Origin of the sequence: Gluconobacter albidus, from assembly GCF_002723915.1 — a bacterium.
GTDB classification, from domain to species: Bacteria; Pseudomonadota; Alphaproteobacteria; order Acetobacterales; family Acetobacteraceae; genus Gluconobacter; species Gluconobacter albidus.
In genome coordinates, this window is the sequence record NZ_BEWL01000001.1 from 441,427 (window position 1) to 454,618 (window position 13,192).

Here is a 13,192-nt window from a genome sequence, read left to right on the forward strand (position 1 = left end):
GCTTAATGTTCCCCTTTAACGAGAATAATAATGACATTTTTACGATTTTTGATCCATATCTATCGACAGGCACAACCTTGGGTAGTAACCATTGGTTCACCAAGCCGGGAGTTGAAACATGCGTATCCTTCTTGTCGATAGCGATCAGTCCGCCGCCGCCACGTTATCCCAGACCCTGCGTAACGCGTCCTTTACCGTTGATCATACGCCCTCTGGCGAAGAGGCCATCGAGATGCTGCGTCACTACGACTATGACGTGGTTGTGCTCGAACTGATGCTGAACGATCTGGAAGGATATGAAGTAATCCGGCGTGTCCGGGCTGCGCGTATCACGACGCCGATCCTTGTTCTGTCGGCCCTGCTCCGCTCTCAGGCCAAGATCCGGGCCTTCTCCATGGGCGCCGACGATTACATGACGAAACCCTATGACGCAGGCGAACTGGTCGCCCGTCTTCAGGCCGTCATGCGGCGCTCCCGGGGGTTTGCCGAGCCGAAGCTGCGGGTAGGTAATCTGGAGCTGGATCTGAACGGCAAAAATGTCACTGTCGATGGGGGCGCACTGCACCTGACAGGCAAGGAATATGCCATTCTGGAACTGCTGGTGATCCGTAAAGGGTCCGTCCTGACCAAGGACGCGTTCCTCAATCACCTTTATGGCGGCATCGACGAGCCGGAAATGAAGATCATTGACGTCTTCATCTGCAAACTGCGCCGGAAGCTACAGAATGTTGGCGCAGGCAACCTGATTGCCACGGTCTGGGGTCGTGGTTACATCCTGCGGGAAGACGATGTTGCCGAAACGGTTTCCCTCGCAAGCCTGCCCTCCCAGGTCGCCGCCCCCATCGTGGAAGCCGCCGTCTGACCCTCCAGGGTCAGGACGTCAGCCCCTGACGCATATGAAGGACGGCGTCAGGCACAGTCAAGCATGGGCAATGGCGCGAATGATATCGCAGACATGATCCACCACTTCATGGACGAGCGCTTCATCTTCCGCTTCGACCATGACGCGGATCAGCGGCTCCGTTCCGCTGGCCCGCAGAACAAGACGGCCACTCCCGGCCAGGCGTTCATCCGCCCAGGCCTTTGCAGCAGCAAGGTCCGGGCTGCCCATCGGGCTGGCTCCTGAATAACGGACGTTTTTCAGGAGCTGGGGATACGGCGTGAAAAAACGGCAGATTTCACTGGCCGATCGCTTGGTTTCCACAGATACGGCCAGAACCTGCAACGCAGCGATCAGGCCATCTCCCGTTGTGGCATAATCCGACAGCACCATATGTCCAGACTGCTCCCCCCCAAGATTGGCCCCAATCTCGCGCATCCGCTCCACAACATACCGGTCACCAACTGATGTCCGCTGAAGCTCAAGACCCTTTTCTGCCAGAGCTTTTTCCAGCCCCATATTGGACATGACGGTCGTGACCACCGTGTTGCCACGCAACCGGTCATGCTGCTTCCAGAAGGAAGCGATCAGACCAATGATCTGGTCACCATCAACAAGATCGCCGTTTTCATCTGCAATCAGGACGCGATCCGCATCGCCATCCAGAGCAATGCCGAAATCCGCACCATGCTCCCGAACCGCCGCACAAAGCGTTTCCGGATGGGTGGACCCCACGCCATCATTAATATTCAGGCCGTCCGGCTCACAGCCGATCTTGATGACTTCCGCACCCAGTTCCCACAACGCCTTGGGCGCTACCCGGTATGCTGAACCGTTGGCGCAATCAATGACAATCTTCAGGCCGTCCAGACGCAATCCACGCGGGAAAGACGCCTTTGCATTCTCGATATAACGACCAGCCGCATCCGTCAGACGTGAAGCGCGCCCAATCCGTTCGGGCGAAGCCAACCGGGCCGAAAGATCCTGAGCCATCAGGTCCTCGATTTCGCCTTCAACCTCGTCCGACAGCTTGAAACCGTCCGGCCCAAACAGCTTGATGCCATTGTCGGTGAAGGGATTATGGGACGCTGAGACCATGACCCCAAGATCGGCCCGGAGAGAACGTGTCAGCATGGCAATGGCAGGAGTGGGCAGCGGACCGACCAGAATGACGTCCATCCCGGCCGAGAGAAAACCTGCAACCAGAGCACATTCCAGCATATAGCCGGAAAGACGCGTGTCCTTGCCCAAAACAACGCTGTGCCGGCGATTCTGGCTGCGCATGAAATACAGGCCGGCCGCCTGCCCCAGTCTCTGCGCGATCTCAACCGTCATGGGCGCGGTATTGGCCGTTCCACGGATGCCGTCAGTACCGAACAGAGACCTCTTGGTGGCCATAATGAAAAATCCTGCCTGTCTGCCAGAAATAAAAAAGGCGCGGCAACGGGGATAATCTCCTCGATGACGCGCCCGTTGGTGCGATTGGCTGCCTGATTAGCCCGCCTGAGGCGCCGGATCAAACGCGCCGGGACGTGTGGTCGGAACAGAAGCACGACGGTTGTCAGGCATCTGTTCGTCATCCGCCGTCCGCTCGATGGCTTCACCGCGCATGATGCGACCGACATCGTCACCCGTCAGCGTCTCATATTCCAGAAGAGCCGCGGTCAGGCGATGCAGATCATCAAGACGCGTCGTCAGCAGATCATGGGCCTGCTTATACGCCGTATCGATCAGAGCCTTGACTTCCTTGTCGATCTCACGGGCGGTTTCTTCAGAAATGTTTTTGTTCTGCGTCACGGAGTGACCCAGGAACACCTCCTGTCCGTTATCCCCATAGGCGATCATACCAAGCGTGTCGCTCATGCCCCATTCGGTGACCATGCGGCGCGCGAGATCCGTCGCACTCTTGATGTCGCCCGATGCGCCTGCGCTGACTTCCTCACGTCCGAAAATGATTTCTTCAGCAACACGGCCACCCATGGCGATAACCAGACGGGCCAGGCACCACTTGCGACTGTAAGAAATATTGTCCTTCTCCGGCAGGGTCATGACCAGACCCAAGGCCCGACCACGCGGCACAATGGTTGCCTTGTGGATCGGATCACTACCAGGGGTGAAGATCGCGCAGATGGCATGTCCAGATTCGTGATAGGCGGTTGAGCGCTTTTCGTCTTCGGTCATAACCATGGAACGGCGTTCCGCCCCCATCATGACCTTGTCCTTAGCTTCCTCGAACTGTGCCATACCAACTGTTCGGCGACCCTGACGCGCCGCCATCAGCGCACCTTCGTTCACGAGATTGGACAGATCCGCACCCGAAAAGCCCGGTGTTCCACGCGCAATGACCTTCGGGTCCACATCTGAAGACAGGGGCACTTTCTTCATGTGGACGCGCAGGATTTTTTCACGACCGGCCACATCGGGGTTCGGCACCACAACCTGACGGTCGAAGCGACCCGGACGCAGCAGAGCCGGATCCAGAACGTCCGGACGGTTGGTCGCAGCAATCAGGATCACGCCTTCATTGCTCTCGAAACCGTCCATCTCGACCAGCATCTGGTTGAGGGTCTGCTCACGCTCGTCGTTACCGCCCCCGAGGCCCGCACCACGATGGCGGCCCACAGCGTCGATTTCGTCGATGAAGATGATGCAAGGTGCAGACTTCTTACCCTGTTCGAACATGTCACGCACACGGGACGCACCGACGCCGACAAACATTTCCACAAAGTCCGAACCGGAAATCGTGAAGAACGGAACGTTGGCTTCGCCCGCAATAGCGCGCGCCAGAAGCGTCTTACCCGTACCCGGAGGTCCGACCAGAAGAGCACCCTTGGGGATCTTGCCGCCCAGACGGGTGAATTTCTGCGGATCGCGAAGGAATTCGACGATTTCCTGAAGCTCGGATTTCGCTTCGTCGATGCCGGCAACGTCTTCAAACGTCACACGACCAGTCTTTTCGGTCAGCAGCTTGGCGCGGGATTTGCCAAAGCCCATGGCCCGGCCACCACCGCCCTGCATCTGACGGAAGACCATGAAGCACAGTCCGACCAGAAGCAGAACCGGAAGATAGGCGCTCGCATAACGCAGAATCGGGCTTTCTCCGCTGTCCATCGGCTTGGCAGTCACTTCGACGCCGGCAGAGGTCAGGCGGCCCGGAAGACTCGGATCAAGTGGCGCATAGGTCTCGAAAGACGTCCCGTTCGTCAGGGTCCCGGAGACATTCTGCTCCTGGATCACAACGGAACGGACCTGATGCTGGTCCACGTCATGAATGAAATCGGAATAGGCGATCTGCTGGGCTGCATGCTGTCCGCCACCGGGCTGGAAGGCTGTCAGCACTGCCATTCCGACCACGATGATGACCGCCCAGATCGCGACGTTACGGCCTAAATTGTTCATCTCGCTCTCTGTCGTCCTTCAGACTGTTCCGTCAGATGCAGTAGGGGATCACCCGTCACAACTGGCCGACCGGTCACATTCTGCGTTGACTCCATAACATAAGCCTCCGCGTCCACGATCCTACCCCATCAAGGGCAGGAAAACGCATTTCTTGCGTTTTTGAGGCGCTTTTTACGTCATGAGATGATTTTCTCCCGTCGCAGGGACTGTGGCGGCCCAGACAAAATCGGCTGTGCCCGGCATTTGCCCTATCTGCGGCGACAAAATCAGCCGCCCTTCATACCACACGCCCGGAAGACAGCGGGCGGCGGCATAGGGAAGACCCAGCCTCCGCAGATCCAGTCCATGAACTGCATCCTGAAGTGGCCCGATTACACTGCCTTCCTGAACCTCCTGCGTCAGAAAACGCCAGCGCCCGTCCCAGACACACCCCTTTCGTGCCGCAACCGGCGCACCAAGAGCTCTCTCTTCCCGCACCAGGATCACCCCCTCGCCAAACCGGCCAGCCGGCTGAACACGCACTCCGGACAGAGTGCCACATCCTTTTTTCAGCAGAAGACGCGCAGCCTCCTTCGCCGGACGGTAGGCATTTCCCGAAACCAGCCGGATCAGAACCGACAGGGTCTCTTCGTTCATCCCGGCCCGCTTCAGGAAAACCCATCCCTCAGGATGCCAGACTGCATGGGATGCAAGATTTTCGGCCAGTTCTGCTTCCAGATTCTGGCGCTCCTGCCGGGCCGTGAGATGCAGGGCGTGGGCATCCAGTCTCTGCTCAGGCGTCAGGTCCTGACGCCAGCGTACCCGCTCGAACCGCCGGTTGGCGTTCGATGGATCTTCGATCCATGGCAGACCGGCGACTTTCAAAGTCAGCCTCAGACGCGCGGGATCGAGGCGCAGGAGCGGACGCAGCAGCCTGATGCGCCCCCGCACAGCACTAGGCTGAATACCACCCAGCCCCAGAGGTCCACTCGCACGCAGGCTTCGCATCCAGATGGTTTCGTCCTGATCGCCTGCATGATGCGCAACAAGCAGATCCAGGCACCCTGATGCCACGCAGGCGGCTTCCAGCGCCTCGAACCGGGCGTGTCGCGCCCGTTCCTGCAATCGGCCTTTCGGGAAGGGGGCAAGCATCAGGAGGCGGGCTGTCACATCCATGACGGCAAGCCGTTCAACCGTCAGCCGGGCTTCGTCAGCCGACTCAGGCCGCAGGGCGTGATCCACCACGAATGCCACGACATTACGTCGCCAGCGCCGCGCCAGAAACGCGAGCGCCATGGAGTCAGCGCCTCCCGAAACGGCGAGAGCAACCGGCGCGTCTGCGGTGTCCGGAGGCCAGGAGCCGAGGCCAGACATCAGGTCACGGAATTCACATTCCCCAACAGGATGGGCGACCCCGATTTTCTGCGGTGCGACGTTCAGTGACAGGCCGCACGGCTCCGGAACGTGGTCTCGGCGGTCTTTACCCGCGGCGCAGGGGTTGGGAATTCCGATTTCAGCTTGTCCAGAGCCTGACACGCCGAACTCTTGTCACCCAGCGCCAGCATCGAAGCCGCAACGCCCAGAAGGGAATCCTGAGCTTTCTGGGACTTCGGAGCCTTCGTGTAGGCGTCATAATACGCGACCGCAGACTGACGATACTGCTTCTGCCCTGCCAGAGACTGCGCCAGAAGAAACTGGGCATCCACTTTGCCGGATACGCTATGGGCAGTTTTCACAGCAAAACGCGCATTGCTCTCCGCATCGGTGTAGTTCCCGGATCTGAGGGACGCATTGCCGACCTTCAGCGCATCCAGAGCGGTCTTTGGCTGCTCGGCAGTGTCCGGAGTAGCGGCAGAAGCCTTATCCTCGGCAGCGGCCGGAGCCTTTGCAGATGCAGGAGCAGAGGGAGGTGCCGAAGCCGCACCCCCACCGCTCTGGGAGGCAAACTGCATATCCGAAATCTGCTTGGACACATTGGCCTGATTGTCACGGACGGAATTGCTGAGCTGATCCAGTTCGCCACGCATCTGGCGGTTCTGTTCTTCCAGAGCCGAAACGCGTTCCAGAAGCTGCGCCGTCAGGTTGCCGTCACCTGCCGCAACCGGAGCCGCTGCCGTCGCACTGGGGGCACTCAGGCCACCGCCATTCTGAACCTGTGAGAGCTGCTGACGCAGGGAAGCAATCTGATCCTGCAAAGCAATCGCCTCGCGTGAGGAAATTTCTCCGCTATCCGGCGCATCCTGCGCCACAGCCGGAAGGACGGGCGACAGGACGGAAAAAGCCGTGCTCAGAAAGACGGCACGCAGGGAACGGGACAGCACCATAACGGATCTCCTGAGACAAACTCGCACTCACGGGCACGCAGGCGGGTCATGCGCGCAACATGGCCCAGTCATAAAACAGAAACGGCCGGGGGATAATCCCCCCGGCCGCTCATCATCCCAGTCCGTCAGGCCTGAAACGTCGGTTCAGCGAACAGACGTGATGGCGTTACGGTTCTGTGCCCAGGCCTGCTCGTCGTCGCCATCGGCGGTCGGACGGTCCTTGCCGTAGGAGATCGTGGTGATGCGCGAAGCGCTCACGCCTTTGGCGACCAAATAGTCACGGGCTGCGTTTGCACGACGCTGGCCGAGAGCAATGTTGTACTCTTCCGTGCCGCGGTCATCGCAGTTGCCAGCAACCTGGATGCTGACCTGCGGATACTTGGCGAGCCATGCAGCCTGCTTGTCCAGCGTAGCGCGGGCTTCTTCAGAGAGCTGCGACTGGTTCAGCTCGTAGAAGACGCGGTCGCCGACATTGGCAACCAGATCGGCTTCGCTGCCGGGCGTCGGGCCAGCTTCCTGAGCGACGGCGCCTGCGCCGTTGCTGTCACCCTTGTTGGTGTTGCCGTTGGAACAGGCTGCGAGAACAAGCGCCAGACCAAGCGCGCCAAATACCTTGAACTTCATGTGTCTCAATCCTGAGAACGGCCCCACAGCGGGAACCGAATGCGGAAAATGCCGCGTTATTCCGGACCACCTCTTTCCTGTTCGGAACAGACAGGAATCGGTTCCGATCCCTGCATGCCGACCCTGAAAATCAGTGGCCATAAGCGCCCATACTCATGACTCGAATCACCGGTCAAGTGTCGTGTTAACGCCGGTTAAATGTGAAAAGTTCGATTCATATTCGGAACCAGAAATTTCGGCATAAATGTCACAGCTATTCTGAGAAATGTGGCAGAATTCTGCCACATCATCGAAACCAGCGGGCTTTCACGCTCCTGAAACATGCGCTGCCTGCGTAGCTGCCCAGCGTTACAGTCGTGGCATGAGAAAGGGGAAAGACCACCTCCGTCATCCTGACGAGTCCGTCAGCAGCGAAAATCTCGACCGAACTCCGGTCCACAATGACCCGCAGACAAACAGATCCGTCCTGCGGGGAGAGAGGCGCCACATGCCGTGTCGTGAAGGCCGCATTCGGCACGGCAACGCCTGACCGACTGCGATCCACGACCAGTTCCTGCCGCGCAGGATCGTAGAGGATCTCGGTTCCGAACCTGCCATCCTCCGTCGCCGCCACGGTCAGCACCACCACGTCCCCTGCAGGATCAATAACCAGCTGGAGATCAAGAACCGCATCCGCGAAATCCGTACAGTCCGCAACGCTGTCCGGAAGCCTCCAGGGCGTTCCCACTTCCGGACGGATTTCACTGGCAGCAAAGACTTCGATCGGAGCGCCAAGACTGACGGGCTTCTGCTTCATCAAAAGCGAGCCATCCCCCTGCCGCGCAAGAGACAGATGCGCCGGAAGCGTCATCTGCCCGCGCCAGGGAGCCGTCGGAGTCTGGTTGGCGTAGTTCCAGTTGCCCATCCAACCGATGCTGACGGGCGTGGCGGTTCCGGCGAAGCAGACAATCGCATAATTGTCCGGTCCATAATCCATCCAGCGATACTGCCACGGATCATCTGTGGCGGCCGGATGCTCTTCGGGCGTAAAGACGGTGCCGTCGAAATCTCCCACGTAATAGAACGTCCCCGATCCGCCAGTCAGACCACCAGGATTGACGCTGACGATCATCACCCATCCAGAGCGCCCTGCCTCGCCCTCAATCGGGAGCCGCGCCAGAACCGGCACTTCCCACAGCATTTCCGGCGTATGATAGCCGGGCGGGCGAAAGTCACTGAGGAATTCCCAGTGCAGAAAATCGGTGGAGCGGAAGAGCTTGACCACCTGCTGTTCGGCCTCGACCGCCGTCAACACCCAGTATCCGCCCTCTTCATACCAGCACAGTGCCGGGTCCCGGAAATTCCGGGACACCGGATCGAGCGTCAGAACCGGGTTGTGAGCGTAGCGGGTCCAGTGCGCTCCCCGATCCAGACTGACCGCAACCGAAACCGCCTGGGTGCCGTCTTCCTGCTCGCCCGGCATGTCGCGGAACACGCTGGTGTAAAGTGCCAGAAGCGGAGGATTTTGGGCCGTCCCAAGCCCGCTCCGATTGTCCCGGTCATAAATGACCGTGCCGGAATATATTTGCTCCTGCGGTGTGGACGGCAGCGCAATTGGTTCTTCCTGCCAGTGCAGCAGATCACGGCTGGTGGCATGGCCCCAGGAAATATAGCCCATAACGGGCTCGACCGGATTGTGCTGGTAAAAGAGGTGATACACACCATCAATCAGGATCGGCCCGTTCGGATCATTCATCCAGTTCCGGGCCGGGGCATAATGCAGCAGCGGACGCCACTGCCGTGTCTCCTGAAGGGACATGGGGAATTCTCCTGTTCAAGCAGTCCTTGCGACGCCTCACAGGAAAAAGGGTTCCCCGCCCTTTTGCAAATCCGTGCTCCCGGACCGGAAGCACGGAACAGTAACCTTAGCCGTTGCGCGGCGACCAGGCTGGATCAGACGCACCCGTCGAAGTCCGGATCGGACGCTCGTTAAAGCCCGTAATGTCGATCGTCCCGATCCCCGATGCGAAGCCCGCGCCGCCCGCACCTGCGGCACTCTGGCGGCAGAACGCCAGCACACGGCCATTGGGGCAGAAAGTCGCGCTATCGACTGTGAAGCCCTGCGTCAGGATACGCTCACCGCTGCCATCGGGGTTCATCACACCGAGCGAAAAGCCTCCGCCGCCGATACGGGTAAAGGCGATCAGATCTCCACGCGGGGACCAGACCGGCGAACCATACTGGCCGGTGCCATAGGAAATCCGCTTCGCCGGACCACCCGACGCACTCATGATATAGAGCTGCGGGCTGCCACCACGATCCGAGTTGAACACGATCTGGCTGCCATCCGGGCTGAAGCACGGGCTGGTGTCGATTGCGCCATTGGAATTGGTGATCTGCCGCTTCGCACGCGAGGCCAGATCGACCACGAAAATGTCCGACCCGCTGCCACGCGTGGCGGACAGCACGACAGAGCCACCGGTCGGCGAAAAGCGCGGCGCAAAAGAAATGCCCGCGAACTCACCCAAAATCTGCTGACGACCGGACGCCAGATCGAACAGATACACGCGCGGACGGTTGTTGGCGTAGGACATGAACGCAATCTGGTCGCGCACCGGGTTGAAGCGCGGCGTCAGCGTCAGCCACTCACCATTCGTCAGCATCCGCTCGTTGGCGCCATCCTGATCCATCAGGGCCAGACGCGTGATCTGGTGATGGCGCGGGCCGGTGCGGGCGATATAGGCGATACGGGTATCGAAATAACCTTTCTCGCCCAGCATCCGCTCATAGATCACATCCGCAATGATATGCGCGATCCGGCGCCAGTTGGACGTCGAAGCCGTATAGGCCGTGCCCTGAAGCTGCTGGCCGGAAAGCACATCCCATAGACGCATCTCGACGCGCACGCTGCCTGAACCGATAGCCTGACCGGCCACGGCAGCACGGGCTCCCTGTGCCTTGAGCGCGCTGAAATCCGGTGTAGAGCCCGGCGGCACGTTGCCGCTCATGACCTTGAACAGGCCGGTGCCGTTCAGATCGGACGTGATGACACCGGAAATCTGCTCACCCATACCCGCCCCGAAATTCGGGATGACAATGGGGATCGGCTCCTGACGGGCCTGATCGACGGTAATTTCAGCTTCGCCGGGGCCAGAAGCCCCAGCAGACTGCGCAAAAGCCGCCAGAGGCGTTGCCAGGAGACCACCAGCAGCAGTGGCTCCCAGAACGGAGCGGCGCGAAAACAGCGCGCTCAGGGCCTCGGCGTCGGTATCGGGAATGAAGGACATGAGACTTCCTCGTGGATTACGGCCTGAAGACAAAACGCAACTCATGCGTCTGACCAAGCATCTTGGAGGGAATGGGCAGATGGGCACAGGTGGGGCTCAGCACCGCATCCCGCGCCCGCTCCGCCAGAACGCGGTAAGACGGGTCGGAAGCCATTTTCGCAGCCGTATCAGGCGCAAATTTGACAATCCGCGCCTCACCGGTCGCATCGACGGTCACGACCATATGCGCAACAAAGCTCGCATAGTTCCGTGCCTCGGTATCTTCGGTGTAGCAACGGCGCACAGAACCGCCGATGGCTTTCTGATCCGCCATGGACAGCGACTTAGTGATGTCACCATTCGGCACACCACCCCCGTTCGGCGCACCCCCCTGGGGCGGATTGGCCTTTGCGGCCGGCGCATGGGTCTGCTTCTGGTCGGCGCGGAAATTATCCAGCGTCGCCAGCAGCGAATGACTGTCCGCTTCCGTCTTCTTTGCCGCATTCGGCTGCGTCATATGCGAGAACTTCGGCATATCGGGCAGCTTGTCGGCTTTCTGTGTCTGCGGGCTCGGCGGCGCGACCATCGTCGATTTCGACGGCGGTGACGGGGTGGGCGGTGATGCCGGCACAGGCTGCGGGGACTCATCCGTCATTTTCGGCGGAAGCTTGATGTCCGGCAGCTTCTGCGGCGGCGTCTCCGGCGGAGGCGGCACAGGCTGGGGTGGCGGCGGCGGCGGAGGCGGCTCTTCCGTCGGCGCCTTCAGAGGCGGCGTCGGAGACGGAGGGGCCTCGTTCTTCACGGGTGCAGGGGCCGGAGCGGGCGCAGGGGCCGGATGATCGGCCTTGACCGGGTGAGTCGGCGGACCAGCCTGCTCGAATTCCATCTGCACCGTCGGTGGCTCAGGCGGTTCGGGCGGTTTTTCCGGCGGAATTTGAACAATCAGATACGCGATCAGCCCCAGATGAATGGCGGCTGATCCGTAAAGCGCATGACGAAAGCGCCTGTTGTCAGAGCGGCGTGGACGGACCACGGCAGGCGCCTCTTACTGGCCGCTCTGGGGCTGCTGCGCGAGAAGCGCAACATGCGTGAAGCCGCCCGACGTGATCTGCCCCATGACCTGCATCACCTGTCCATAGTCGATATGGGCATCGGCACGAACAAAGATGCGGTGGGTCGGATCGTTCTGCGACTGCGCCTTGAGCTGGTCAATCAATTGATCGGACGTGACCTGCTGGTCGCCCAGATAAAGCGAGCCATCCGTCCGCAGAGACACGGTAATCGGCTTGGAATCCGAATTGACCGGGCTGGCATCCGTTTTCGGCAGATCCACATTGACGCCACTGGTCAGCATCGGCGCCGTCACCATGAAAATGATGAGCAGCACCAGCATGACGTCCACCAGTGGCGTTACGTTGATTTCCGAGGCGGGCCGACGCTTGCGGCGTCCGCCTCCTCCAGCCCGTCCTCCCGCAGACATCCCCATGGTTCAGGCCTTCCCGCCGGTCGTATCGTCCGCACGTTCCTCGGACTGACGCGACAGGATGGCCGCGAACTCGGTGCCGAAGGCTTCCATGCGGTCCGTGAACTTCTCGAACGAGTTGCTCAGGCCGTTATAGGCGATATAGGCCGGAATGGCGGTCACGAGACCAATGGCCGTTGCGAACAGGGCTTCGGAAATACCCGGCGCCACAACGGAAAGGTTCGTGTTGTGCATCTGCGCGATGGACGCGAAGGAATGCATGATGCCCCAGACCGTTCCAAAAAGGCCGACAAACGGTGCCACCGGGCCGATCGTCGCCAGGAAGATCAGGCGGCGCGTCAGGCGGTCGTTCTCACGCATGACGGTGATGTCGATGGCGCGGTCCACGCGCTCGCGCACGCCACCCCGCGACAGGTCGATGCCGCCGATCCGGGCGGAACGGCGCCATTCGCCCATGGCTGCGCCGAATACGGCCGCCATCGGATGTGTCGGGCGCGCACCGTCGGATTCGTAGAGATCGTCGAGCGATCCGCCCGACCAGAAACGGTCCTCGAATTCCGTCGCCTCGCGGTTGACGCGACGGATGAGAATGATTTTTTCCGCAATGATCGCCCATACGCCGGCGCTGCACAGCAGCAGACCCAGCATCACCAGCTTTACAACGATGGAGGCGTGCAGGAACAGGTCCAGAGGCGAAAGACCGGTCGCACCGACCGCCCCAAGCGCACTCGAACTTACCTCATGATCCACTGTTCTCTCCTGTACAGATCCTGTCCCTTGCGGGTCAGGACTCTCCATTGCACTTCACGCGGAAACAGGAAAGTGGGTCAGACCTCTCCTGCCTCCAGTTTTCTCACTGCATCACGCCAGCGAGGCGGAATTTTGGCAGGTTTCATGTCAACGGCACTCAGACAGGCCAGTTCCACGTCGATAACCGTAGCTGTTTCGCCACCCCCGGAATAATTCCGGACAGTCTGACAAAGTTTCAGCCGCGTCGGCGTCATGGCGTCCAAGGCCGTCTCGATTTCCATCTCGTCATCGAGTCGGAGTGGCGAGCGATACCGGATCGCCGCCTGACGCACGACGAAGACCAAGCCGAAATCGTTCAGAAGCTCCGTCACGGACGCGTCCGCATCCCGCATCGCCTCGCTCCGCGCACGCTCGGCAAAGCCCAGATAGCGTGCGTGATAAACGATGCCGCCCGCATCGGTGTCTTCGTAGTAAACCCGGAACCTGATCTTGTGCGTGGCCATACTGT

Annotated in this window: 12 protein-coding genes; 1 reads left to right on the top strand and 11 read right to left on the bottom strand. The window is 60.2% G+C overall.

What is annotated here, in order from left to right; translation table 11 throughout:
* The first annotated feature begins 118 nt into the window (after positions 1-118).
* Positions 119-862 carry a response regulator transcription factor gene (locus GAL01_RS02105; protein ID WP_062029140.1) on the top strand — a complete coding sequence of 248 codons (744 nt, stop codon included), beginning with the start codon at positions 119-121 and terminating at the stop codon, positions 860-862.
* A 57-nt stretch (positions 863-919) separates the two neighbouring features.
* Here GAL01_RS02105 and glmM read toward each other — a convergent pair whose 3' ends face one another.
* The 11 genes from glmM to ybgC all read right to left on the bottom strand — a co-directional run bounded on the left by glmM (position 920) and on the right by ybgC (position 13,187).
* Positions 920-2,278 (bottom strand): phosphoglucosamine mutase, encoded by a 1,359-nt coding sequence (gene glmM, locus GAL01_RS02110; protein ID WP_062029142.1) that lies wholly within the window; start codon positions 2,276-2,278, stop codon positions 920-922.
* Between the two features lie 96 nt (positions 2,279-2,374).
* On the bottom strand, positions 2,375-4,279 hold the full coding sequence (gene ftsH, locus GAL01_RS02115; RefSeq protein ID WP_062029144.1) for an ATP-dependent zinc metalloprotease FtsH: 1,905 nt from the start codon (positions 4,277-4,279) through the stop codon (positions 2,375-2,377).
* A 171-nt stretch (positions 4,280-4,450) separates the two neighbouring features.
* Positions 4,451-5,632 (bottom strand): tRNA lysidine(34) synthetase TilS, encoded by a 1,182-nt coding sequence (tilS, locus tag GAL01_RS02120; RefSeq protein WP_062029146.1) that lies wholly within the window; start codon positions 5,630-5,632, stop codon positions 4,451-4,453.
* A 62-nt stretch (positions 5,633-5,694) separates the two neighbouring features.
* Positions 5,695-6,582 (bottom strand): tetratricopeptide repeat protein, encoded by an 888-nt coding sequence (locus tag GAL01_RS02125; RefSeq protein WP_062029148.1) that lies wholly within the window; start codon positions 6,580-6,582, stop codon positions 5,695-5,697.
* 144 nt (positions 6,583-6,726) lie between these two features.
* Positions 6,727-7,206 carry a peptidoglycan-associated lipoprotein Pal gene (gene pal / locus GAL01_RS02130; protein WP_062029150.1) on the bottom strand — a complete coding sequence of 160 codons (480 nt, stop codon included), beginning with the start codon at positions 7,204-7,206 and terminating at the stop codon, positions 6,727-6,729.
* Positions 7,207-7,492: 286 nt separating this feature from the next.
* Positions 7,493-9,004, bottom strand: a complete 1,512-nt coding sequence (locus GAL01_RS02135) for a glycoside hydrolase family 32 protein (RefSeq protein ID WP_062029152.1) — start codon at positions 9,002-9,004, stop codon at positions 7,493-7,495.
* 106 nt (positions 9,005-9,110) lie between these two features.
* Positions 9,111-10,472, bottom strand: coding sequence for a Tol-Pal system beta propeller repeat protein TolB (gene tolB, locus GAL01_RS02140; RefSeq protein ID WP_062029155.1), 1,362 nt, complete (start codon positions 10,470-10,472; stop codon positions 9,111-9,113).
* Between the two features lie 16 nt (positions 10,473-10,488).
* The gene (locus tag GAL01_RS02145) at positions 10,489-11,484 is read right to left on the bottom strand and encodes a hypothetical protein (RefSeq protein ID WP_062029157.1); all 996 of its coding nucleotides are present in this window, start codon (positions 11,482-11,484) and stop codon (positions 10,489-10,491) included.
* 12 nt (positions 11,485-11,496) lie between these two features.
* Positions 11,497-11,937 (bottom strand): protein TolR, encoded by a 441-nt coding sequence (gene tolR, locus GAL01_RS02150; protein WP_062029159.1) that lies wholly within the window; start codon positions 11,935-11,937, stop codon positions 11,497-11,499.
* Between the two features lie 3 nt (positions 11,938-11,940).
* Entirely contained in the window at positions 11,941-12,732 is a 792-nt protein-coding gene (gene tolQ, locus GAL01_RS02155; RefSeq protein WP_174694421.1) for a protein TolQ, read from the bottom strand.
* Between the two features lie 29 nt (positions 12,733-12,761).
* A complete protein-coding gene (gene ybgC / locus GAL01_RS02160) occupies positions 12,762-13,187 on the bottom strand; it encodes a tol-pal system-associated acyl-CoA thioesterase (RefSeq protein WP_062029163.1) in 426 nt (141 codons plus the stop codon).
* Between the last annotated feature and the right edge of the window lie 5 nt (positions 13,188-13,192).